Genomic DNA, 24,084 nt, shown 5'->3' with positions numbered 1-24,084 from the left:
TCAGTCTGTCGTTGCCAGCGCCGCAACGGGCGCCGGTTTGGGCTTGTGGAACAGCCGCTCAAGCCACAAGTATATGACCGGCGTGGTGAACAGCGTCAGCATCTGGCTCACCAGCAAACCGCCCACGACCGCGATCCCCAGCGGCTGGCGCAGTTCGGCGCCGGTGCCGTAGCCGAGCATCAGCGGCAGGGCGCCGAGCAGGGCCGCGAGGGTGGTCATGATGATCGGCCGGAACCGCGTCAGGCATGCTTCGAAAATCGCATCCTGGGGTGCCAGCCCACGATGACGTTGGGCTTCGAGAGCGAAGTCGATCATCAGGATGCCGTTCTTCTTGACGATACCGATGAGCAGCACCAGCCCGATCAGCGCCATGATCGAAAAGTCCTGGCCGCAGATCCACAGCATGATCACTGCGCCCAGACCTGCCGCCGGCAAGGTCGAGATGATCGTCAACGGATGGACGAAGCTCTCGTAGAGCACACCCAGAATGATGTACACCGCCACCAGCGCCGCGAGAATCAGCCACGGCTGACTGGCGAGGGAACTCTGGAACGCCTGGGCCGCGCCCTGGAAGTTGCCGCTGATCGCGGTCGGCATGCCGATCTCGGCCTTGGCCTGGTTGAGCAGGATCACCGCATCGCCCAACGCCACGCCAGGCGCCAGGTTGAACGACAGGTTGGCGGCCGGGAACATGCCGTCGTGGGCAATCGACAGCGGGCCGATGGTTGGTGCGTCGAACCGGGCCAGCGCCGACAACGGCACCATTTCCCCGCTCAGCGGCGAGCGCAGGTAGAAATAGTTGAGGCTTTCGGCCTTGCCGCGCTGCGCGGTGTCCAGCTCCAGGATCACGTTGTACTGGTTGACCTGGGTCTGGAACTCGTTGATCTGCCGCTGACCGAAGGCGTCGTACAGCGCCTCGTCGACATCACTCGCCGTCAGGCCGAAACGTGCGGCGGCGCTGCGGTCGATGCTGATATGAGTGATGCTGCCGCCCAGTTGCAGGTCGTTGGAGATGTCGCGGAACGCCGGGATGCTGCGCAGCTTTTCCGTGAGCTTCTGGGTCCAGGTGGCGAGGGTCGGGCCGTCGTTGCTCTTGAGCACGTATTGATACTGCGCACGGCTCGGGCCGGAGCTGAGGTTGATGTCCTGGCCGGCGCGCAGATACAGCACGATGCCGGGGACTTTCATCAGCTGCGGACGAATGCGGTCGATGAACTGGCTGGCCGAAACATCGCGATCTCCGCGTTTTTTCAGGGCGATCCAGAAGCGGCCGTTGGCGATGGTCTGGTTGCTGCCGGACACGCCCACCGAATGGGAAAACGCCTGCACGGCCGGGTCGGCGGCGACGATTTCTGCCATCGCCAGGTGCTTTTTCACCATGTCGCTGTAGGAGATGTCCGCCGCGGCTTCGGTCGTGCCGAGGACGAAGCCGGTGTCCTGCACCGGGAAGAAACCTTTGGGGATAAAGATGTAGCCGCCGATGGCCAGCGCAACCGAGATCCCGAATACGCCGATCATCAGTTTCTGATGGGCGAGGGCGCGACGCAGGCCTTTTTCGTACCAGCCGAGCAGGCGTTCGCTGAAGCCCGGTTTGTCATGGGCGTGATGCACCGGTTTGCGCATGAACAGCGCAGCCAGCGTTGGCGCGAGGGTCAGCGATACCACCACGGAAATCATGATGGTCGAGGTGGCCGTAAGGGCGAACTCCTTGAACAAACGCCCGACCACACCGCCCATAAACAGCAACGGAATGAACGCTGCCACCAGCGAGAAACTGATCGAGACCACGGTGAAACCGATCTCGCCGGCGCCCTTGACCGCCGCTTCGCGCATGCTGTCGCCGGCTTCCAGATGGCGGTGAATGTTCTCCACCACCACGATCGCGTCGTCGACCACGAAGCCTACCGCCACGACGATGGCCACCAGCGTCAGGTTGTTCAGGCTGAAGCCGAGTAAATACATCAAGGCGAAACTGGCGGTCAGCGATACACCGAGCACCGCCGACACAATCATCGTCGCCGACAACTGGCGTAGGAACAGCGCCATCACCGCCACCACCAGCAGGATCGCGATCAGCAGGGTGATTTCCACTTCATGCAGGGAGGCGCGAATGGTCTGGGTGCGGTCGATCAGCACCTTGACCTGCACCGAGGCCGGCAGCATTGCTTCGAGGCCGGGGAGGGCGGCCTGAATGCGGTCCACGGTCTCGACGATGTTGGCCCCCGGCTGGCGGGAGATCACCAGGTTCACACCCGGTTGATCGCCGGCCCAGGCTTGCACGTAGGCATCTTCCGAACCGTTGACGACTTTGGCGACATCCTTGAGATGAACCGGGGCACCGTCCTTGTAGGAAACGATGAGCTGGCTGTATTCCTCGGGGTGGAACAGCTGGTCGTTGGTCGACAGCGTGGAAATGCTCGATTCGCCGTACAGCGCACCTTTGGCGAGGTTGAGACTGGTCTGCTGGATCGCCAGACGAATGTCCGCGAGGGTCAGGCCGATGGCCGCCAGTTTGTCCGCCGAGGCCTGTACGCGAATGGCCGGACGTTGCTGACCGGTGATGTTGATCTGGCCTACGCCGTCGATCTGACTGATCTGACGCGCGAGCAGGGTTTCCACCAGGTCACTGAGTTCAGTGCCGGGCATCTGGGTGGAGCTGACGCTGAGGATCAGCACCGGGCTGTCCGCCGGGTTGACTTTCTTCCAGGTCGGCAGGGTCGGCATGTCTTTCGGCAGCTTGCCGGCAGCGGTGTTGATCGCGGCCTGCACTTCCTGGGCGGCTGTATCGATGCTCTTGTCGAGGGTGAATTGCAGGGTCAGCAGGCTGGAGCCCAGCGCACTGCTGGAGGTCATCTGGGTCATGCCGGGGATGGCGCTGAATTGCACCTCCAGCGGCGTGGCCACGGAGGACGCCATGGTGTCCGGACTGGCGCCGGGCAGTTGTGCAGAGACCTGAATCGTCGGAAATTCCGCTTCCGGCAACGGGGCAATCGGCAAGCGCGGGAAGGCAATCACCCCGACCAGCACCAGCGCGATGGTCAGCAGAATCGTCGCCACCGGGTGATCGATGCACCAGGTCGAAACGCCTTTGTGCTGCTTCATGGCTTGGGCTCCGCTTGCACCACCTGCGGCGGTTCGCTCATGACCTGCACGGTCGAACCGGGCTTGAGCCGTGACTGGCCATCACTGACCAATACGTCGCCGGGGTTCACGCCTTTGATGATGTCCTGACCGCTGCCCTGATAGACCATCTGCACCTGCACGGCTTCAACCTTGTCGCCGTTGACCCGGTACACGAAGTGTTGATCCAGCCCACGCTGTACGACAGTGGGCGGGACCACCAGCGCATCTTTATCCAGTGCCGTCTGAATCTTTACCGTCACCAGCAGGCCGGGCCAGAGTTTCTGATTGGGGTTGTCGAATTCGGCCTTGGCGCGGATGGTGCCGGTGTTGGCGTTGATCTGGTTGTCGATCAGGGTCAGGTGACCTTCGCCCAGCAGGTTGCCGGTTTCGCCGTCGGTGTCGGCGCCGATGTAGGCCTTGACCTGGGCACGCTGCGGATCGCTGATCAGGCCCTGCAGGGTCGGCAGCATTTGCTGGGGCAGGGAAAACTCGACAGCGATCGGGTCGATCTGGGTCACGGTGAACAGACCCTGAGTGTCGGTCATGCGCAGGAAGTTGCCTTCGTCGACCGTACGAATGCCGACGCGACCGGTGACCGGGGAGCGAATCTGGGTGTAGGAAAGCTGTACCTGCGCCGCGTCAATCGAGGCCTGATTACCCTGGGCGGTGGCCTTGAGCTGGTTGACCAGTGCCTGTTGCTGATCGTAGGTCTGCTTGGAGACGCCGTCGTCGACGCTGAGCAGTTTGTAGCGCTTGAGGTTGACCAGCGCCACTTGCAGCTGTGCCTGGCTTTCGCCCAGTTGTGCCCGGGCCTGGTCGAGGCTGGCGCGGATCGAGCGGTCGTCGATGGTGGCGAGCAGGTCGCCCTGTTTGACCAGTTGACCTTCTTTGACCAATAGCTTGGTGAGGATGCCGTCGATTTGCGGGCGTACCACCACGCTGTGCAACGAAAGTACGGAGCCGATGCCGCTGGTGTAGCGGGGGACGTCTTTTTCGCTGACGGCGACGACCCTGACCGGGATCGCGGTCGGGGCGGCGAGTTTGGCCGGTGCGGGTTTTATCGCATACCACAGGCCGGCGGCTGCGAGGGCGATCAGCAGGGTGGCGAGCAGGGCCTTTTTCTTCTGGATTTGCATGCTTGTGGGGCGCCAGGGGGACGGGGTTTGGGCAGGTTGGTTCTTTATAAACTTGTTTGGGGGTCAGGAGGGTGACGGCTAGCTGACGGCGCTGTCAGTTTCGGCTTTTGACTTGGCGGCCTTTGGGCCGACCAGGCTTTGGGTGTTCTTTGTGAATATCCGTTTCTTCGGGCGTTGCGGCTGGCGGTTTCGCCCTTACGGCGAGTCACTTTGGCAAACGCCCCAAAGTAACCAAAACGCTGGGCCCCGGCGTTCGGCACCTCGCTGTGGCTCGGTGTTCCTTCGTTCCGGGATTCATCCGGGGGCATCGCCTACGGTTTGCTTCGCTGCACCTCCTCTCGATGTGTTTGGCTTCGCCAAACGGTCGCTGCGCTCCCACCCCCGGATAAATCCCTCCACTCAGCCTGCCGATGGGGCCGGTACGTCAAAAGCGGTACTCGAGCTAACGCTCATCGTTTTGAGTGGTGAAAAGCGAAAAGTTGATCGTTCCCACGCTCCGCGTGGGAATGCAGCCCGGGACGCTCCGCGTTCCATTTTCGGATGTTTGGAAATGTGTTGGGTGTACCGTTTGTTTCTGCAGTGTTTTTGGGTTGATCGGGAGAAGTGATCCGTTAGTCGAGCAGTCCCAAAAAGGGACCGGTCGTACCCTTTTTGGGACTCTTTAAACTCCGCGCACGCAGGTATACTTCGCGCCTTCGCGGCTCATCCACCGGGCCGGACTTTTTGCTTTCCGGAGCTTTCATGACTTCCCCAATCGACAACGCTGTGAGCGATGTCCCGGCAGAGCTGGCCGAGGCCGGCGAATCCAAGCCGACCATTCCTGCGTTCAAGTTTCCGTTCAAGCCAGGTGAGCTGGCCGCCGCCAAAGCCGCCAAGCAGCCGCAATTCAAGGGCAAGGACGGTGACCGTCACGCCAGGACCCCGGGCGTGGCCCCGTCTGGCACTCGTCGTTCGATGGGCAAGCGCTGATTCACTTCCCTCCTGCAGCCATCGTCTGTGATTTTCGGTCACAGTGATGGCTAATTGCTCAGTTCCTGAGCCAGATCAACGTTTAACCGATTAGTGCGCTTAGAGTCAGCAGCCCTGCCGACTCTTTCCAATAAAACGAGCGCGCTTTCCATGAAGATCAATCTCCCGGTGACCGGGCGCAATGTCGATGTTGCGCCGGATGCGAACATTCTCTCGACCACCGATCTGACCAGCGCGATCACCTACGCCAACGACGACTTCATCAAGATCAGCGGTTACAGCCGTGACGAGCTGCTGGGCACGCCGCACAACCTGTTGCGTCATCCGGACATGCCGGCGCAGGCGTTTGCCCATATGTGGCAGACGCTCAAGCGCGGGCGCTCGTGGATGGGGCTGGTGAAGAATCGTTGCAAGAACGGTGATCACTACTGGGTCAGTGCCTATGTCACGCCGGTCACGCAGAACGGTGCGGCGGTGGAGTTTCAGTCGGTACGCACGCGGCCGGATGCCCGGCAGATCGCGGCAGCGGAACGGGCCTACGCGCAATTGCGTGGCGAGCGGGTGTCGCGTTGGCAGCGGCTGCCGGTGTCGGGCTTGCGGGCGCGGATTGTGGTGTTGACCAGTTCGGTGCTGGCAGCGGTGCTGGGGATTGAAGCCTGGCTGCGGCCGGAGTCCATGGGCATCGAAGCCGCTGCGCTGGTGGCTGGCAGCGGCGCCTGTGCTCTGGGCGTGGGCTGGTTGTTGCGTCCGCTGGAGCGGCTGACCGAACGCGCGAAACAGATTGCCGACAACCCGTTGAGTCAGGGCATTTATACCGGGCGGCGGGATCAGTTCGGGCAGATCGAGTTCGCCTTGCAGATGCTCGAGGCCCAGGTCGGCGCGGTGGTCGGGCGGATCGGTGATGCGTCGCAGCGGCTGGCCGGGCATGCGGCGCAACTGGTCGATCATCTGCACAGCAGTCATACCAGCACGTTGGCGCAGCAGGCGGAAACCGATCAGGTGGCGGCGGCGATTCATCAGATGGCGGCCAGTGTGGCCGAGGTGGCCAGCCATGCGCAGCAGGCGTCGGTGGCGGCCGATATGGCGGGGACGGAAACCCGTGAAGGTCATTTGCTGGTTGGCGAAAGTCGCAGCGCGGTGTTGCGACTGGCTGAGGAGTTGGGCCGGGCGACCGAGGTGATTCATCAGCTCGAAGGTCACAGCAGCGAGATTTCCGGGGTGCTGGAGGTGATTCGCAGCATCGCCGAGCAGACCAACCTGCTGGCGCTCAACGCGGCAATCGAAGCGGCCCGGGCCGGGGATGCCGGGCGCGGGTTTGCGGTGGTGGCCGATGAGGTGCGGGGGCTGGCCCAGCGTACCCAGCAGTCGACCAACGAGATTCAACGGATGATCAGCACCCTGCAAAATGGCGCGCGGGATGCGGTGCTGGTGATGCAGCAAAGCAGCGAGCATGTGGATAACAGCGTCGAACAGGCTAAACGTGCGGCCCAGGCACTGGACGGAATCAGTGGGCGAGTCGAGCAGATCACCGAGATGAGCCTGCAGATTGCCGCAGCGGTCGAAGAACAGAGCGCGGTAAGCGAGGACATCAACCGCAACATCGTCAGTATTCGCACGGCGTGTGAACTGACGGTGGATGAAGGGCGCCAGAGCCAGCTCAACTCACAGGACGTGGCGGGGCTGGCGGGGGATTTGCGTTCGCTGGCGCGGGAGTTCTGGGGGCGGCGGCAGGGATCCTAGGCCGCGCGCAGGGAAATGAACGCGTAGGTCTGCGGCGGTTCGGTGACCACTTGTGCGCCTGCCGCCCGCACCTGCCCGGCCACATCATCACCGGACAGATGAAACAGCCACTCGCTGGAGACTTCGCTCAATGGCTGCGCGGTGACCTGATCGATCACCGAGGCAAACACGCCTATATCCGGCAGATAAGCAGTGAACCCGTCGCCCTTGAGTGCGGTGGTACGGATCCCCAGTTGTCCGCAAATCGCATCCTTGATCCGGATGTCATCGCGATCAGCCTGGCGCGAGCGCTGGATCAGTGTGATGAGTTCCTGATCCACCAGTTCGCCACCGACGATCAGCTCCGGTCCCTGTTCCCACGATTCCGGCGGGCAGTCCTTGGCGGCAGGGTTCAGCGCAATGTGCGGATTGATTTCGGCGGGATAGATACGACACACCAGCGGCCGGCGCTCGTAGATGCGGCACAGCTTGTCTTCGTCAAGATTCCGGCAGGGACCGACGTTGTAGGCGGCGAAGGTGATCGCCACATGGGCGTCGGACGTGCCGCTGCGTACTACCGCCGAACGCCGCTGCGCGTGCTCACGCTGTTGCGCCGGCAAACCCAGGCCGTTGGCGAGAAACGCCTCCACCAGCACGATCACCTGACCGCCGTCGGCCGCCCACATGCGGGCTTCGGCCAGGGTCAGGGGCACATGGTGATCGGTGCAGCATTTGCCGCAACCTACGCAGGAAAAGGTCGTATTCATTGAGCGGGCGATCTTCAATCAGGGTGCGAATCGGCGACATAAAGCCGCCGTACAGGCCCTGAGTGAAGCAAGTTGTGCGCCATTCGCTCAGGGTTTGGCGGTCAGGCGGATCGAGTCCCATTCGGTGACGAACGCGGTTTTCGACTTTTTGTTGTACAGGCACAGCTCGGTGCCTTGCTGGCCCTTCATGTGTTTTTGCGGGTACTGGCCTTGCAGCAACAGCGCGGTGTAGCCGACGCGGTCATCGAATTGCGCGGCGTTGCCGACCGGTTTGGCGTCTTTCAGGCCGCTGGCCTTGGTGCAACTGGCGAGTACGGTTTTGTCGTAGGCGGCCCAGGCATCGGGGCTGGAGGCGTGGGCAAGCGGGGCGATGAGACACAGTACGGAGAGGGCGAGGCGTTTCATGGTTCGGGCATCCTTGGAGGTTTGATCACCAAGGCTGGAGTATGCCGCAGGATTTTGCTCAGTCGGGCACCAATTCCCGGCGGACCACATACATTCCAGACTTTTCGTACAGCTGTCGCGCCCGCAGGTTGTCCTCCAGCACCTTCAGGTCGACAAAGCCCTCGCGCCGATCCTGAAACGCCTTGAACGCATGTAGCAGTAACGCCCGACCGAGTCCGCGACCTTGCGCCCGGGGATGCACCACCAGATTCTTGATGTAGGAACTGGTCCAGCATTGCGCCACACCGATGACGCCGTCGGCATCGCTGGCGATGAAACACAGTGCCGGATCGTATTCGGCGTCCGTTTCATACTGCTGCTGCCAGACGTCCAGCGCCGGCACCCGACCGCCGCCTTCGCGGTAACCGATTTGCATCAGTTTATGCACGGCGGCCGCCTGTTCGACGCTGTAGGTGGTGAGTTCGATGCCGTTCGGCCACTCGATGGCCGGCACGTCCTGGCTCAGGTCGCGCCGCATCAGAAAACAGAATGTCTCGCTCAAGGCTCAGTAACCCTGGGCGGCGACGTGTTTGGCCGCTTCGATCAGGCAGTGGGTCAGCTCCGGCGAGGAGAACTTGGTCAACACGCCGTTTGCGCCGGCGAGCCGGGCTTTTTCGCTGTTCATCGCGCTGTCCAGCGAGGTGTGCAGCAGCACGTAGAGGTGGGCGAAGTCCGGGGTTTCGCGCAGGGTCCGGGTGAAGGCGTAGCCGTCCATCTCGGACATTTCGATGTCGGAGACGATCAGGTTGATCTGCTGCGCGGTGCCTTGCAGGTCCAGCAGGCAGTCGATGGCTTCCTTGGCGCTGCGGGCGGTGTGGCATTGCAGGCCAAGGTTGCGCAGGGTATGCACCGATTGCTGCAACGCCACCTGACTGTCGTCGACTACGAGGATTCGCGCGTTGCCCAGTACTTCGGCGTCTTCCATGCTCAGCTCGGTCGGGGCCATGTCGATCTGCGCCGGGGCGATGCCGTGGATGACCTTTTCGATGTCCAGCACTTGCACCAGCGTGCCGTCCACCGAGGTCACGCCGGTGATGTAGGCGCGGGAGCCGCCGGAGCCGAACGGTGGCGGTTTGATGTCGGTGGTCAGGCAATGCACGATCTTGCTCACCGCCTGCACATGCAGACCCTGTTTCGAACGGCTGACGTCGGTGACGATCAGGCAGCCGCCATTCGGGTCTTCCAGCGGACGCTCGCCGATGGCGCGGCTCAGGTCGATCACCGACAACGAAGCGCCGCGCAGGGTGGCGATGCCTTTGACGTGCGGGTGCGACTCCGGCAGCTTGGTCAGCGGCGGGCAGGGGATGATTTCACTGACCTTCAGCAGGTTGATCGCCATCAGCTTGCCGCTGCGCAAGGTAAACAGCAGAAGCGAAAGTGAATCTGCGCGGGCTTTGTTGGAAGACATAAAAACCTTCTGTGGAAAAAGGTGATGGGCGAGGGTGGAAATCGCCAGAAACTATTGATGCCGGGTTATCGGCGTCAAAAGGTTGGGCTTTAGGTTAGTTGTCGGGTGGTGTTCCGATGCCGGATCTTTCAGCTTTTCAGGCCCAGCCGCTTGGCCAGCCGCCCCAGATTCGCACGATCCAGCCCCAGCTCGCGGGCGGCGCTGGCCCAGTTGTCCTGATTGCGCTCGAGTGCGGCACTGATCAACTGCCGCTGATAGTGCTCGGTGGCGGTGCGCAGATCCCCGCTGATCAATGGCATCGCGGTGGTCGCTTCCGACGGTGTCGGCGAGTTATCCACAACCTCGCGCGGCAGGTCGAGATCCATTGCGCTCAGGCTGAGAATCTTCGGCCGCACTTTGCAGTTCCCCAGCGCCTTCAGCGCGCTGCGCCCGATCAGGTGTTCCAGCTCCCGCACGTTGCCCGGCCAGGTGTAGGCCAGCAGCGCTTCCTGGGCATCGCTGTTCAGGCGCAGGCTGTTGAGGCCCATGCGCGAGCGGTTCTGTTCGAGGAAAAAACCGCTGAGCAGCAACACATCGCGACCCCGTTCACGCAGCGCCGGCACCCGCAACGGGTACACACTCAGGCGATGGTAGAAGTCGGCCCGGTAGCGGCCGCTGCGCACTTCTTCGGCCAGGTCGCGGTTGGTCGCAGCGATCAGGCGCACATCGACCTGATGCTCCTTGTCCGACCCCAGGCGCTGCAACTGGCCGCTCTGCAAAACCCGCAACAACTTGGCCTGGACGGTCAGCGACAACTCGCCGACCTCATCGAGAAACAGTGTGCCGCCGTTGGCCAGTTCGAACTTGCCGCGCCGGTCGCTGGTGGCGCCGGTGAAAGCACCGCGCACGTGGCCGAACAGTTCGCTTTCCACCAGCGTATCCGGCAGGGCTGCGCAGTTGAGGCTGATGATGGGTTTGTCGGCGCGCTGGGAGGCGGCGTGGATCGCCTGGGCCACCAGCTCTTTTCCGACCCCGGTTTCGCCGGTGATCAGCACGGTCAGGTCGCTGCCGCCCACCAGATTGATCTCTTCCACCAGCCGCTTATGCGCCTTGCTCTGGCCGATCATTTCGCGGTTCTGCTGGCCGCTGGCCTGGCGATAGACCTCGGCGCGCTGATGTTCGTCTTCAGCGCGAATCGCCAGACGTTCGATGCGCTCGGCGGCGTTGACCGTGGCCGAGGCGAGGCTGGCGAAGGCCTGCAAAGCGTCGAGTTCGATCGGTTCGAAACGCTGGGGATCGAGGGCGTCCAAGGTAATCAGACCCCAGAGTTTTTCATCGACGAACAGCGGGCAACCGAGGCAGTCGTGGACTTCGAGGTGATCGTCGAGGCCGTCGACGAGCCCGTCATAAGGGTCGGGCAAATCACTGTCGGCAGCGAAGCGGGTCGGCCCGGCGCCTGCCAGCAGTACTTCGAAACGCGGGTGTTCGCTGACCTTGAAGCGGCGGCCGAGGGTGTCGGTACTCAAGCCGTCCACCGCCAGCGGCACCAGCCACTCGCCATCGAGGCGCAACAAGGCTGCGGCATCGCACGGCAGCAGGGCGCGCATGGCTTCGAGCAGGCGCCGGTAGCGCTCGCCTTCGGGCAATTCGCGGGACAGGTCGGAAACCAGCGGGAGCAGGGCGGTGAGCAGGGATTTGGCGGACATAGGCTTGTAGTCAAAGAGACGCGTTGTAGTCGAAGCGACTATAGAGGGGGTTGTGTCGATCTGACTACATAAATTTCAAGTTATTGATTTATATGTAAAAAATAGTTGGCACGATTACTGGAATACATAAGGCACTTTTAGAGAAAGCTCAGGAGTCACCCTTATGCTTAGCGTCCAGGATCGTGCCATCGTCAAATCCACTGTGCCTCTGCTGGAAAGCGGCGGTGAAGCGCTGATCACCCACTTCTACCGCATGATGCTCTCCGAATACCCGGAAGTCCGCCCGCTGTTCAATCAGGCTCACCAGGCCAGCGGTGACCAGCCTCGCGCGCTGGCCAACGGTGTATTGATGTACGCCCGTCACATCGATCAACTCGACCAGTTGGGCGATCTCGTGGCGAAGATCATCAACAAGCACGTGGCCCTGCAAATCCTGCCGGAACATTACCCGATCGTCGGTAGCTGCCTGCTGCGCGCCATCTCCGAAGTGCTGGGCGATGAAATTGCCACGCCGGAAGTGATGAGTGCCTGGGGCGCGGCCTACGGTCAGTTGGCCGAGATCCTGATCGGCGCCGAAACCGCCATCTATGACCAGAAGGAACAAGCCGTCGGCGGCTGGCGCGGGGCGCGGGAGTTCATCGTCGCGGCCAAGGTCGAGGAGAGCGCGGAAATCATTTCGTTCTACTTCGAACCCGCGGACAAAGGGCCGATTCTCGCAGCCGAGCCGGGCCAGTACATCGGCATGAAGTTGATCCTCGACGGCGAAGAAATCCGCCGCAATTACTCGCTGTCGGCCCTGGCCAACAAAGGCCAGTACCGCATCAGCGTCAAGCGTGAACCGGGCGGCCGTGCCTCCAATCACCTGCACGATCAACTGCACGTCGGCGCCAGCATCCAGCTGTTTCCGCCATCGGGCGAGTTCACTTTGACTGCCAGCGACAAGCCGCTGGTGCTGATCAGCGGCGGCGTTGGTATCACGCCAACCCTGGCGATGCTGGAAGCGGCGCTGGAAACCGAGCGTCCGGTGCATTTCATTCACTGCGCGCGCAATGGCAGCGTGCATGCGTTCCGTGACTGGATCGACGGTCTGGCCGAGCGCCATCCGCAGCTCAAGCGCTTCTATTGCTACGCCGAAGATGACGGCGTGAGTCCGGCGGCGGACAAGGTCGGGCTGTTGAGCCAGGAGCAATTGGGCGAGTGGCTGCCGGAACAGCGTGATGTGGACGCCTACTTCCTTGGACCGAAAGGCTTCATGGGGGCGATCAAGCGGCATCTGAAGGCGCTGGGCGTGCCGGAGAAGCAGAGCCGGTATGAGTTCTTCGGGCCGGCTGCTGCTTTGGAATAATTCGGAACCAAGTTGCCTTCATCGCTAGCAGGCTAGCTCCCACAATTGGAATGCAATCCGTTGTGGGAGCTAGCCTGCTAGCGATTAGTCGTTATACGGTCTTGATTCTTAAAAAGTGTTTAAAGGTTAATCGTTTCTTAACCGGTTTATCGTTTATTCCCCGATGCTGATGATAGGCGCTCGTTCGTTTACATGATCAGGATCGCCCCCATGTCGCACATCGCCTCTTCCCGTCGTTTCAGCCTGGCCGCGTTGGGCCTGTCGGTTGCCTTGCTGTCCAGTCCGTTTGCCTTTGCCGAATCCGCGTTGATCCAGCCGCAGACCCTGATCGTCGATCAGAGCCTGCCTCAGGCCCAGCGTGATGCAATGGAACTGGCAGCGCGTCGCTATGGCAGTTTCTGGAACACGGGCGAAGAGGCGTTGGCCACGGCGGCCCTGTCGCCGCAGTTTGTCGACAAGACCCCGCCGGAAGGCCGGGTGCAGGGGCCGACGGGACCGCTGCTGGCGTCGAAGTTCTTTCGCACGGCGGTGCCGGACCTGAGCTGCGAGATCGAACAAATGATCGTCGCCGGTGATCGCGTGGTGGTGCATCTGCACTTTCGCGGGCATTTCACCGGTACGTTCAAGGCTCTCAAAGGGCAGGGCCAGCGTGTAGACTTCCGGGCAACCGATATCTATCAGATCGACAACGGTCGCATCGCGGCCAATTGGCATATCGAAGACAACATCAGCCTGATGGCGCAACTGCAAGCGCAGCCGCCGGCCAGCTGAACCATGGACATGAAAGGGAAACGCGATGAGCGAGGAAACGATTCGATTGGGACGTGAACGGCGCTATCTGGTGTTGCTGGGCGTCATCTGCCTGGCGCTGATCGGTGGCGCGCTGTACATGCAGATCGTGCTGGGCGAGGCGCCATGCCCGCTGTGCATCCTGCAGCGTTATGCCTTGCTGCTGATCGCGCTGTTCGCGTTCATCGGCGCGGCCATGCGCACCCGCCGCAGCATCACCGTGTTCGAGGTGCTGGTGGTGATCTGCGCGATTGCCGGAGCCGGCGTCGCCGGGCATCACGTGTATACCCAGTTCTACCCGGCGGTGAGTTGCGGCATCGATGTGTTGCAACCGATCGTCGATGACCTGCCGCTGGCGAAGATCTTCCCTCTGGGCTTCCAGGTCGACGGTTTCTGCTCGACGCCGTACCCGCCGATCCTCGGTCTGTCGCTGGCGCAATGGGCACTGGTGGCCTTCGTGCTGGTGGTGATCCTGGTGCCGCTGTTGACCTCGCGCAACCGAAAAGCATTGCGCTGAATCAACTTTTCGGCCCCTGCGCCGATAACACAAACGCCTCGATTTGCAGTGACGCAAATCGGGGCGTTTTGCATTTCAGGGTCTTTGTGAAAACGTCGTGACGAACGGCAAGGGACGGTGCGACAGGTGTGCGACATGTTGTCACACACGCCGTGTCGCAGTGTCTTTCGCAGGCCCGGATTGGAGTGTTGTTACAAAAAAGGATTGGTCTGTTTCAGGGTTTTTCGGCATTGGGACGGTGGTGCCGGAACAGGCAGTTTTAACAACCTGTGGCAATTGGCCAAAGCCCTTGGGTTATCGGGGTTTAAGCGCTTCACGGTGTGGGAAAAAGTCTTCGGAACTGTCTGATCCGAGCCAGGTACACCTACATTTTTTGGTGTTTTTGTTGAGAATCGATTTCGATAACATGCGGAACTTTTGCAAAAACGGTGATGGATTGTTGCTCTGAGCGATAAAAATTATTTCGGGATAAGACATGGTGTATAGGGCGCTACCTATCTACAATCGCCCGCACTGAATTCCCGGCACTGTTCAACCTTTATAAGGAACTGAGCAGGAAGTCGGGTGTCGAGGGGCCGAAAGGCTTGCGAGACACCCAGGTGTCGGTGCCTTCCAACTTTCCGCACCAAATGGAATTGGTCTGTAACAAGGCCTTTGACCACGAATTCGAATAAGAACTGACCGCTGTCCCAGGATTTGTCGAGCGTCTGACGCGCGACGGGCGGCCCTTATTCAATCCAAAGAAAATGCCAACCCTTGGCAGGGTGAAGTGTTGGCGATCAAAACCCAACTGCATTGCGCAAGCTGCTTTAGAGGTCGTGAGATGAGTAAAAACAGGTACCCCAGATTACTAGGCCTAGTGCCGCTGCTCGGCACGTTGTTGCTGGGAGGCTGCAACATGACCTTGCTCAATCCAACGGGCCAGGTCGGCCTGGAACAGCGCAACCTGATCATCACCGCTACGCTGCTGATGCTGTTGGTTGTTGTGCCGGTCATCGTCATGACCTTCCTGTTCGCCTGGAAGTACCGCGCCTCCAACAAGAACGCCGTCTACACCCCGAAATGGTCGCACTCGACCAAGATCGAAGTGGCAGTCTGGACCATTCCGGTCCTGATCATCATTGCCCTGGGTTACATCACCTACAAGTCGACCCACTCGCTGGATCCGTATCGTCCGATCGAATCCGACGTCAAGCCTGTGACCATCGAAGTGGTCGCGCTGGACTGGAAGTGGCTGTTCATCTACCCGGAACAAGGCATCGCCACGGTCAACAAGATCGTGTTCCCGGCGCACACGCCAGTCAACTTCCGGATCACTTCGGACGCGGTGATGAACTCGTTCTTCATCCCGGGCCTGGGCGGCCAGATCTACGCGATGGCGGGCATGACCACCAAGCTGCACCTGATCGCTGACCGCAACGCTGAAATGGACGGTATCTCCGCCAACTACAGCGGCGCTGGTTTCACCGGTATGAAATTCAAAGCGATCGCAACTTCTCAGGAAGATTTCGACGCCTGGGTAAGTGAAGTCAAAAAGGCACCTAAACAGCTTGAACAAGCTGAATACGCAGCCCTTGCCAAGCCAAGCCAGAACAATCCAGTCGAGCTCTACTCCTCGGTCACGCCGAACCTGTTCCAGACCATCGTCGACAAGTACGAAGGCATGAAACCGGGCAAGCCGCTGAAGCACGAGAAGAAAGAGAAAGAAGTGGCGGCAACGGATATGGACTCGAATTCGCATTCAGCTGCCGGGGCAGAGGAGTAAACGATGTTTGGTAAATTAAGTTGGGAAGCGATCCCTTTCCACGAGCCGATCGTGATGGTCACCATCTCGATGATCGCGCTCGGTGGTCTGGCGTTGTTCGCTGCAATCACCTACTTCAAGAAGTGGACTTACTTGTGGACCGAGTGGCTGACGTCGGTCGACCACAAGAAAATCGGCGTGATGTACATCATCGTTGCCATGGTCATGCTGCTGCGTGGCTTTGCCGACGCCATCATGATGCGTACCCAGCTGGCCATGGCCACCGAGGGTTCGCCTGGCTACCTGCCACCTGAACACTATGACCAGATCTTCACCGCTCACGGTGTGATCATGATCATCTTCATGGCGATGCCATTCTTCACCGGCCTGATGAACCTTGCAGTGCCGCTGCAGATCGGCGCCCGTGACGTTGCGTTCCCGTTCCTGAACTCCCTGAGCTTCTGGCTGCTGGTGTCCGGCGTCGTGTTGATCAACCTGTCCCTGGGCGTCGGCGAATTCGCCAAGACCGGCTGGGTTGCCTATCCACCGCTGTCGGGTCTGCAATACAGCCCTGGCGTGGGGATGGACTACTACATCTGGGCGCTACAGCTATCGGGTCTGGGTACAACGCTAACGGGGGTTAACTTCCTCGCGACCGTGCTGAAAATGCGTACCCCTGGCATGAAGCTGATGGACATGCCGATCTTCACCTGGACCTGCACCTGGGCAAACGTTCTGATCGTGGCTTCGTTCCCGATCCTGACCGCTACCCTGGCACTGCTGACCCTTGACCGTTACATGGATTTCCACATTTTCACCAATGAACTTGGTGGCAATCCAATGATGTACGTCAACCTGTTCTGGGCATGGGGCCACCCTGAGGTTTACATCCTGATCCTGCCGGCATTCGGCATCTTCTCGGAAGTGATCTCGGCCTTCACCGGCAAGAAACTGTTCGGCCACCACTCGATGATCTACGCTTCGGGCGCGATCTCGGTACTGGGCTTCATGGTTTGGCTGCACCACTTCTTCACCATGGGTTCGGGTGCCAGCGTCAACGCCTTCTTCGGTCTGGCGACGATGCTGATTTCCATCCCGACGGGTGTGAAACTGTTCAACTGGCTGTTCACCATCTACCAGGGCCGTCTGCGCTTCACCAGCCAGGTTCTGTGGACCCTGGGCTTCATGGTGACCTTCGCCATCGGCGGCATGACCGGCGTACTGCTGGCCATCCCGGGTGCTGACTTCGTTCTGCACAACAGCCTGTTCGTGATCGCGCACTTCCACAACGTGATCATCGGCGGCGCGGTATTCGGCTACATCGCAGGTTTCGGCTTCTACTTCCCGAAAGCGTTCGGCTTCAAGCTGCACGAAGGCTGGGGTAAAGCAGCGTTCTGGTTCTGGATCTCGGGCTTCTTCGTCGCGTTCATGCCGCTCTACGCACTGGGCTTCATGGGCATGACCCGTCGTCTGAACGCCACTACCAACCCTGAGTGGGTACCGTACCTGTACGTTGCCATGTTCGGTGCGGTGATGATCGCTGTGGGTATCGCTTGCCAGCTGATCCAGCTGTACGTCTCGGTACGTGACCGCAACAAGCCGGAAAACATGTGCGAACACGGTGACCCGTGGAATGCCCATACCCTGGAATGGTCGACCTCGTCGCCACCTCCGTTCTACAACTTCGCTGTGCTGCCTAAGGCCGACTGCATCGACCCGTTCACCGAAGCCAAGGAAAACGGTACTGCGTACCAGACTCCGGCCAAGTACGAGCCGATCCACATGCCGAACAACACCGCCACTGGCGTGGTGATGGGCGCACTGCTGACCGTATTCGGTTTCGCGATGATCTGGCACATCTGGTGGTTGGCGATCGCCAGCCTGGCCGGCACTGTCATCTACTTCGTGATCCACGCTGCACGTGACGACCAGGGCTACATGGTTCCGGTTGAAACGATCGAGCGCATCGAAGCCGAGCAGCACAAGCGTCTGGTAGCGGCCGGGAAGATCCCTGCTTCCGCGACCCGTGTTGAAACCAAGTTGGAACAGGCTTAAACAATGTCGAACTTAGTGACCAATGCTGGACACGCCCATGGCCACGACCATGGGCACGATGACCATCACCACGACTCGGGCGAGATGACCGTATACGGTTTCTGGCTCTACCTGATGACCGACTGCATTCTGTTTGCGTCGATCTTTGCGGTATACGCGGTACTGGTAAACAACGTCGCCGGTGGCCCGTCGGGCCACGACATCTTCGAACTGCCATACGTGCTGGGCGAAACCGCTCTGCTGTTGTTCAGTTCGATCACCTACGGCTTCGCCATGCTGGCGTTGTACAAAGGTAAAAAGCAGCAGGTTCTGGGCTGGTTGTTCATGACCTTCCTGCTCGGCGCAGGCTTTATCGCCATGGAGATCAACGAGTTCCACCTGCTGATCTCCGAGGGCTTCGGTCCTAGCCGTTCGGGCTTCCTGTCGGCGTTCTTCACCCTGGTCGGTACCCACGGTCTGCACGTATCCGCGGGTCTGATCTGGATGGGCATCATGATGTACCAGGTCAACAAGCACGGCCTGACGGCGACCAACAAGACCCGTCTGAGCTGCCTGAGCCTGTTCTGGCACTTCCTGGACGTGGTGTGGATCTGCGTATTCACCGTTGTTTACCTGATGGGGACCCTGTAATGGCTAATGCACACTCCCATGACAGCCATGATGCTGGCCACGGCAGCGTAAAGTCGTACGCCATCGGCTTCATCCTGTCGGTGATCCTGACCGTCATCCCGTTCGGCCTGGTGATGTTCCCGACCCTGCCGAAGTCCACCACGCTGGCAATCGTCCTGCTGTTCGCGGTAATCCAGGTGATCGTTCACCTGTATTACTTCCTGCACCTGGACCGTTCCGTTGCCCAACGTAACAACGTGATTGCGTTCGTCTTTACGGCCATCGTGATCGTGCTGCTGGTCGGTCTGTCGCTGTGGATCATGTTCAGCATCCACACCTACATGATGGCGAAGTGAGGTAGACCCGATGTCGCTCAAGCACTTTATCCAAATCACCAAACCGGGGATCATTTTCGGTAACGTGCTTTCTGTGGCAGGCGGGTTCTTCCTGGCCTCGAAAGGGCATGTAGATCTGGCGGTGTTCCTGGCCGCCATGATCGGCACTTCCCTGGTCGTGGCCTCCGGTTGCGTGTTCAACAACTGCATCGACCGCGACATCGACCTGAAGATGGAACGCACCAAGAACCGGGTGCTGGTCCAGGGCCTGATCTCCCTGAAACTGGCCCTGGTCTATGCGACCGTCCTGGGTGTCGCCGGCGTTGCGTTGCTGTACAAGGTGGCCAACCCGTTGGCTGCCCTGTTCGCCGTGATCGGCTTCATCATCTACGTCGGCTTCTACAGCCTGTACCTCAAGCGCAAGTCGGTTCACGGCACGCTGGTGGGCAGTCTGTCGGGCGCCATGCCGCCGGTGATCGGTTACGTGGCCGTGACCAACAGCTTCGACATGGCCGCGTTGACCCTGCTGGTGATGTTCAGCCTGTGGCAGATGCCGCATTCCTACGCCATCGCGATCTTTCGCTTCAACGATTACCTGGCCGCATCGATTCCGGTGTTGCCAGTGAAGCGCGGGATCCAGGTGGCCAAGAAGCACATCCTGTTCTACATCCTGGCGTTCCTCGTGGCGACCCTGATGCTGACCTTCAGCGGCTACGCCGGCATGAGCTACCTCGCCGTCGCCGCGGCCATGGGCATGTACTGGCTGTACATGGCCTGGACCGGCTACAAGGCGGTGGATGACACGGTCTGGGCACGCAAGCTGTTCGTGTTCTCGATCTTCACCATCACCGCGTTGAGCGTCATGATGTCCCTGGACTTCAAGGTGCCGACCGAGCTGCTGCTGACGTACGCGCCGTAAGGTTCGAACGCTGTACGAGAAACCCCGTTCATCGAGAGATGAGCGGGGTTTTTCGTTGTCCGCGGTAAGTGAATCCGTCACGGCGGATTGGGTTAAGCCGTAAATGATTAACCAGAAATCGACAGGTTGCGGTCACCAGGCAAAAGCCCTAGATTCGGATCCAACTTCACGCATCGATCAAGAGGCTGGGCGAAATGACTGAGAGGATGACCTGCGACGAACGCTTCATTGCCCTGGCAAAAGAGCTGAATTACGACATCAATGGCGAGAATACGGTGGGCGGCAATTACGCGCCGCTGGTGCGTCATCACGATGAGCTGTACATCAGTGGCATGGTGCCGCGCACCGAAGGCAAGATTCAGTATCCCGGCCGGGTCGGGCTGGAGCTGACGCTCAAGGACGCGCAAGCCGCCGCGAGCATCAGCGCCATGCGTTGCCTGGCGTTTATCGTCGATGCGGTCGGTTCGCTGGACAAGGTCAGGGCGCTGTTGCGGGTCACGGTCTATGTGAAGTCGACCCCGGACTTCGTCGACCTGAGCGAAGTGGCCAACGGCGCATCCGACGTCTTCAGTTATGTGCTGGGGGATGCCGGCCGCCATACACGCACCACCGTCGGCGTCTATCAGTTGCCGAAAAACGCGGCCATTGAAGTCGACATGATCGCAGCGGTACATCCGTCGGCGTAATCGCTGAAAGCCGCATAACAAAAAGCCCCGCCTGAGATTCAGAGCGGGGCTTTTTCGTCAGCGCTGCGCTTACTGGGCGGCGATGCTGTAACCATCGAACGCGGTCTGCTGTTGCAGGGCGGTGATGATGTTCTTGCGGTTGATCGCGTGTTCGGTGCCGGCGTTGTCGACGAAGGTCTCGCCTTCGATTTCTGCTTCTTCGCCTTCACCGACGAAGGTGAAACCGAGGAATTCCAGCGCCTCACGATCCACGCTCAGACGCGAACGCGGCGTGCGCATTGGCAGGGTCACGCTGATGCCGTCCTTGCTGATGCTGAACACTTCGACGTCTTTCTTGGCGCGTGCGGCTTTGCTCTTGCCGCCGCTCGGGTTGCTGATCGCCTGATGGGTCTGGTTCAGCACCTTGAGGGCCAGGCCGTAGACGATTTCCTGGAACGCCGGATCGTCCTTGAAGCTGGACAGGATGCGGCTGATCGGGAACTTGCTGCTCAGGTCTTCGAGGGCTGCGATGTCGGCTGCCTCGGCGTCCTTCAGGCGCTTGAGCTGGCCCATCAGCTCGTAGGCCTGATCGTCATCGAAGCGATCGTGGGCCTGACGGATCGCGGCACGCAGCTCACGGATCTGCTCGCTCTCGCGGGTCGATTGAAACGCGTCGAGGACCATCTCGCTGATGATCTTCGCTTGTGGAATGTGTTGTGAAAGATTGATGGAGTTTTCGTATTCCGCTTTGGACGACAGGGTGACTACGGATTCAGCGGTGTTGAAATCGGACATTGAAATTTCACTACTTTTTTAACTTGGGATAAGACGAGAAAGCATGGGGGGCTTTTTCAGGCCGACTAATTTAGGGGAGCGGGGCAGTGTTGTCACGGAGCAACGGCCCGATGGAGTTGATTATTTGCCCGGCGTATTCAGGTTCATCGAACGCACGATCCACTCTTCGGCGTTCTGTTGATCCACCGGCAGCGAGAAGCGAAAGGTCGCGCCCCGTCCTGCGACATCGAGCAACTGGATCTCGCGCCCGTGCAGTTGCAGGATCCGGTGCACGATTCGCAGGCCCAGTCCGCCGTCGCGTCGCGCGCCGCCGATATTGAAAGGGCGCAGGAACAAGCCCTCACGCAACTCGGCAGCAATGCCGGGGCCGGTGTCGCTGACGGTGATTTCAACCAGCGCGCCTTGTGGTTTCAGACCGAGTTCGATTTCGCCCCCCGATGGCGTATGGCGCAAGGCGTTATCGAACAGGTTGGTCAGCACCCGTTCGATCAGCCCGAGGTCAGCGCAGACGGTCGGCAGGTTGGCGCTGAAACTGGCCTTGAGTTCGACATTCCGGGCCTCGGCGCCCAATTCGAATTTCTGGAAGATGTCCTGCACCAGATCGGTCAGGGAAAACTGCTCCAGCACAGGCTGTACGAAGCCATGTTCAAGGCGCACCAGTTCCAGCAGCGACTGCGCGAGCCCGCCGACCTTGCGGCTCTGATCCAGGGCGATCCCCAGATAGCGGCGGCGTTCTTCCGGAGACAGCGTGGCGTCCTTGAGTGACAGCGTTTCCAGGTAACCATGCAGCGATGCCAATGGCGTGCGCAAATCATGGGAAATATTCGCCACCAGTTCCCGGCGCTCCTGATCCTGACGGGTCAAAGAGCGCCACTGTTCGCCGAGGCGGTTTTGCATTTGTCGGAACGCCGCGTCGAGCACGGCGATTTCGTCCGGGTCGGCAGACTTGTCCACAGGCGTCGGCGCGATTGGCAGCGATTGCGGTGCGCCGTCGATGTCGAAGCGACTCACGGTTTCGGTCAGCCGGCGCAACGGCCGGGTGATCAGATTGAATGCCGTCAGACCGGCAATCAGGCACAGGAACGCCACCAGGCCAATGGACAGCAACGCCGTATTCAACGCTGCACTGGTGGCGCCGCGTTCGGCGAAACGGTCGTGCGCTTCGCTGAGCAGGACCACGTAAAGGTAACCGGCCGGCTTGCCGTTGACCTGCAACGGCGCTGCGCTGAAGACCTTGCGGCCGTCGACGCTGCGCGGGTCGTCGCCGAGGATCGGCAACGGTTGATCATTGAGCAGGCGCCGGATCGGTTGCAGATCGACGGACTGCCGACGCAGGCGTCCTTCCGGTGCGGCGTTGCCGACGATCCTGCCTTCGGTGTCGAGCAGGTACACCTCGACACTCGGGTTGACCAGCATCAACTGGCTGAACAGTTCGCGCACCGCACCGGGCATCAGGCCGTTGCTGTCCATCAGCACCGTGTCGTGAGCGATGTGCTGCGCCAGATCCCGGGACAGACCCTGCACCACCTCCAGCTCATGCATCTGGCTGGAGCGCACCTGCAACCACGCCGACGTGCCACAGCACGCCAGCAGCAATACGGCGAACACCAGGGACAGGCGCTGCGTCAGGGTCAGTTTCATGGTTGTTCTGTACTCGTGCCGAATTTGTAGCCACGGCCCCACACCGTGAGGATGCGCACCGGTTGTGCCGGATCCGCCTCGATCTTCGCCCGCAGGCGATTGATGTGGGTGTTGACCGTGTGTTCGTAGCCTTCGTGGCTGTAGCCCCAGACCGCGTTGAGCAGATCCATGCGCGAGAACACCTTGCCCGGCTGTCGGGCGAAGAAGTAGAGCAAGTCGAATTCCCGTGGGGTGAGGTCCAGGCGCTGGCCGTTCAGGGCCACGTCACGAGTGATCGGGTCGATGGTCAGGCCGTCGAGACTGAGGCTGCCGGCGTCCATCTTCAGGTTGCGCGCCATGGCGTCTACCCGGCGCAGCAGCGCTTTAACCCGGGCCACCAGCTCCAGCATCGAAAACGGTTTGGCGAGGTAATCGTCGGCGCCCAGTTCAAGGCCGAGGATACGGTGCAGTTCGCTGGAGCGGGCGCTGGTGATGATGATCGGTGTGTAGCGGGCCATGGCCCGGGCGCGGCGGCAGATTTCCAGGCCGTCGACGCCCGGCAACATGAGGTCGAGGATCAGTGCATCCCAGTGGCCTTGCTGCAGCAGGCGCATGCCCTCGTCGCCATCGGCGCTGTGGACCACCTCGAATTGTTCGTCCCGCAGATGCAGGCAAATGAGGTCGGCAATGTGCAGGTCGTCCTCGACCACCAGGACGCGTTTGGTCTGTTCCATGAAGCTCAATCCTTCGGCGCAATGTGCGCATTGTGCGGGTTTTCCTCCGGGCGAGTTATCACGAATTGTTTAACTTCCCGTGAGGATTTGGCGATCAACCCAAGCCTAGGCTGTGTTCCACGACAGGCATCTGGAATTTTGGGAGACGGCCATGTTTTCACGGCGACAGATTCTGGCAACGGGCGGCGGGCTGGGGCTTGCAGCGTTACTGGCAGGTGTATTGCCAAAGTTATCCGGGGGTTCGGCGCTGGTCGGTGAGGCACTCGCCGATGAAGCGTTTGAAGTGACCCACAGCGATAGCGAATGGCATGCGCTGCTCACCGACGAACAATTCGACGTGCTGCGCAAGGAAGGCACGGAGCGGGCCTACAGCAGTCCCCTGAACAACGAGCATCGGGCCGGCAAGTTCGCCTGCGCCGGCTGCGATCTGGCGCTGTTTTCGTCGGACACCAAGTTCGACAGCCGCACCGGCTGGCCGAGTTTCTGGGCGCCGCTGGAACACGCCGTGGCCACCCGCCAGGACCGCTCCTTCGGCATGACCCGGGAGGAAGTTCACTGCCGACGTTGCGGCGGTCACCTCGGCCATGTGTTCGACGACGGACCCAAACCCACCGGCCTGCGCTACTGCATGAACGGCCTGGCGATGACCTTCAAACCCGTGGCGGTTTGAGTCGTGGCCCGCCTGCAATCTTCACTCACTACAGGA

Annotated in this window: 22 protein-coding genes and 1 pseudogene; 13 read left to right on the top strand and 10 right to left on the bottom strand. The window is 60.6% G+C overall.

All coding sequences use genetic code 11. The features are described from left to right. Both DLD99_RS23665 and DLD99_RS23660 read right to left on the bottom strand, forming a co-directional pair. Positions 1-3,102 (bottom strand): multidrug efflux RND transporter permease subunit, encoded by a 3,102-nt coding sequence (locus tag DLD99_RS23665; RefSeq protein WP_114885416.1) that lies wholly within the window; start codon positions 3,100-3,102, stop codon positions 1-3. After that, on the bottom strand, positions 3,099-4,259 hold the full coding sequence (locus DLD99_RS23660) for an efflux RND transporter periplasmic adaptor subunit (RefSeq protein ID WP_114885414.1): 1,161 nt from the start codon (positions 4,257-4,259) through the stop codon (positions 3,099-3,101). Before DLD99_RS23660 ends, DLD99_RS23665 begins: the two co-directional genes overlap by 4 nt. A 741-nt stretch (positions 4,260-5,000) precedes the next feature. Between DLD99_RS23660 and DLD99_RS23655 the strand changes: the two genes are divergently transcribed. From DLD99_RS23655 to DLD99_RS23650, 3 genes and pseudogenes are all read left to right on the top strand, one after another. Further along, positions 5,001-5,228 (top strand): hypothetical protein, encoded by a 228-nt coding sequence (locus DLD99_RS23655; RefSeq protein ID WP_114885412.1) that lies wholly within the window; start codon positions 5,001-5,003, stop codon positions 5,226-5,228. 150 nt (positions 5,229-5,378) lie between these two features. Next, positions 5,379-5,660, top strand: a pseudogene (locus DLD99_RS29705) (PAS domain-containing protein); the annotation flags it as partial. 243 nt (positions 5,661-5,903) lie between these two features. Then, positions 5,904-6,968 (top strand): methyl-accepting chemotaxis protein, encoded by a 1,065-nt coding sequence (locus DLD99_RS23650; protein ID WP_412546969.1) that lies wholly within the window; start codon positions 5,904-5,906, stop codon positions 6,966-6,968. On the opposite strand, the gene DLD99_RS23645 is transcribed toward DLD99_RS23650, so the two are convergent. From DLD99_RS23645 to norR, 5 genes are all read right to left on the bottom strand, one after another. Continuing rightward, a complete protein-coding gene (locus tag DLD99_RS23645) occupies positions 6,965-7,714 on the bottom strand; it encodes a YkgJ family cysteine cluster protein (RefSeq protein WP_114885408.1) in 750 nt (249 codons plus the stop codon). The two genes, DLD99_RS23650 and DLD99_RS23645, sit on opposite strands and share 4 nt — an antisense overlap. Positions 7,715-7,801: 87 nt before the next feature. Beyond that, positions 7,802-8,119, bottom strand: coding sequence for a hypothetical protein (locus DLD99_RS23640; protein WP_114885406.1), 318 nt, complete (start codon positions 8,117-8,119; stop codon positions 7,802-7,804). Between the two features lie 58 nt (positions 8,120-8,177). Beyond that, a complete protein-coding gene (locus DLD99_RS23635; RefSeq protein ID WP_114885404.1) occupies positions 8,178-8,636 on the bottom strand; it encodes a GNAT family N-acetyltransferase in 459 nt (152 codons plus the stop codon). Between the two features lie 27 nt (positions 8,637-8,663). Beyond that, the gene (locus DLD99_RS23630) at positions 8,664-9,566 is read right to left on the bottom strand and encodes a chemotaxis protein CheV (protein WP_085709366.1); all 903 of its coding nucleotides are present in this window, start codon (positions 9,564-9,566) and stop codon (positions 8,664-8,666) included. 128 nt (positions 9,567-9,694) lie between these two features. Continuing rightward, positions 9,695-11,251 carry a nitric oxide reductase transcriptional regulator NorR gene (gene norR, locus DLD99_RS23625; RefSeq protein WP_114885402.1) on the bottom strand — a complete coding sequence of 519 codons (1,557 nt, stop codon included), beginning with the start codon at positions 11,249-11,251 and terminating at the stop codon, positions 9,695-9,697. A gap of 163 nt (positions 11,252-11,414) precedes the next feature. Here norR and hmpA point away from each other — a divergent pair, with 163 nt between their 5' ends. The 9 genes from hmpA (at position 11,415) to DLD99_RS23575 (ending at position 20,250) form a co-directional block, all read left to right on the top strand. Further along, positions 11,415-12,596: an NO-inducible flavohemoprotein gene (gene hmpA / locus DLD99_RS23620; RefSeq protein ID WP_114885400.1), complete on the top strand. Its 1,182-nt coding sequence runs from the start codon at positions 11,415-11,417 to the stop codon at positions 12,594-12,596. 210 nt (positions 12,597-12,806) lie between these two features. Next, the gene (locus DLD99_RS23615) at positions 12,807-13,367 is read left to right on the top strand and encodes an ester cyclase (RefSeq protein WP_114885399.1); all 561 of its coding nucleotides are present in this window, start codon (positions 12,807-12,809) and stop codon (positions 13,365-13,367) included. A gap of 25 nt (positions 13,368-13,392) precedes the next feature. Then, entirely contained in the window at positions 13,393-13,902 is a 510-nt protein-coding gene (locus DLD99_RS23610) for a disulfide bond formation protein B (protein ID WP_085709370.1), read from the top strand. Between the two features lie 823 nt (positions 13,903-14,725). After that, a complete protein-coding gene (gene cyoA / locus DLD99_RS23600; RefSeq protein ID WP_065261342.1) occupies positions 14,726-15,667 on the top strand; it encodes a ubiquinol oxidase subunit II in 942 nt (313 codons plus the stop codon). Between the two features lie 3 nt (positions 15,668-15,670). Beyond that, a complete protein-coding gene (gene cyoB / locus DLD99_RS23595) occupies positions 15,671-17,701 on the top strand; it encodes a cytochrome o ubiquinol oxidase subunit I (protein ID WP_114885397.1) in 2,031 nt (676 codons plus the stop codon). Positions 17,702-17,704: 3 nt separating this feature from the next. Continuing rightward, a complete protein-coding gene (locus tag DLD99_RS23590; protein WP_007956720.1) occupies positions 17,705-18,331 on the top strand; it encodes a cytochrome o ubiquinol oxidase subunit III in 627 nt (208 codons plus the stop codon). Beyond that, on the top strand, positions 18,331-18,666 hold the full coding sequence (gene cyoD, locus DLD99_RS23585) for a cytochrome o ubiquinol oxidase subunit IV (RefSeq protein WP_085709371.1): 336 nt from the start codon (positions 18,331-18,333) through the stop codon (positions 18,664-18,666). The genes DLD99_RS23590 and cyoD overlap by 1 nt, the downstream gene beginning before the upstream one ends. Before the next feature lie 10 nt (positions 18,667-18,676). Next, positions 18,677-19,564, top strand: a complete 888-nt coding sequence (gene cyoE, locus DLD99_RS23580; protein ID WP_039765651.1) for a heme o synthase — start codon at positions 18,677-18,679, stop codon at positions 19,562-19,564. A gap of 194 nt (positions 19,565-19,758) precedes the next feature. After that, a complete protein-coding gene (locus DLD99_RS23575; RefSeq protein WP_085709372.1) occupies positions 19,759-20,250 on the top strand; it encodes a RidA family protein in 492 nt (163 codons plus the stop codon). A gap of 69 nt (positions 20,251-20,319) precedes the next feature. Here the strand turns inward: DLD99_RS23575 and DLD99_RS23570 are convergent, their stop codons facing one another. From DLD99_RS23570 to DLD99_RS23560, 3 genes are all read right to left on the bottom strand, one after another. Then, positions 20,320-21,024, bottom strand: a complete 705-nt coding sequence (locus tag DLD99_RS23570; RefSeq protein WP_085709373.1) for a hypothetical protein — start codon at positions 21,022-21,024, stop codon at positions 20,320-20,322. A gap of 120 nt (positions 21,025-21,144) precedes the next feature. Then, positions 21,145-22,665 (bottom strand): sensor histidine kinase, encoded by a 1,521-nt coding sequence (locus DLD99_RS23565; protein WP_114885395.1) that lies wholly within the window; start codon positions 22,663-22,665, stop codon positions 21,145-21,147. Next, positions 22,662-23,378 (bottom strand): response regulator transcription factor, encoded by a 717-nt coding sequence (locus DLD99_RS23560; protein WP_114885393.1) that lies wholly within the window; start codon positions 23,376-23,378, stop codon positions 22,662-22,664. Before DLD99_RS23560 ends, DLD99_RS23565 begins: the two co-directional genes overlap by 4 nt. A 151-nt stretch (positions 23,379-23,529) precedes the next feature. Here DLD99_RS23560 and msrB point away from each other — a divergent pair, with 151 nt between their 5' ends. Further along, complete coding sequence (gene msrB / locus DLD99_RS23555) at positions 23,530-24,048, top strand: peptide-methionine (R)-S-oxide reductase MsrB (RefSeq protein ID WP_114885391.1); 519 nt, start codon at positions 23,530-23,532, stop codon at positions 24,046-24,048. The last annotated feature ends 36 nt before the right edge of the window (positions 24,049-24,084 follow it).

Source organism: Pseudomonas kribbensis (assembly GCF_003352185.1).
GTDB lineage: Bacteria > Pseudomonadota > Gammaproteobacteria > Pseudomonadales > Pseudomonadaceae > Aquipseudomonas > Aquipseudomonas kribbensis.
The sequence above is the reverse complement of the archived record's forward strand: the minus strand, read 5'-3'. Positions and strand labels throughout refer to the sequence as shown.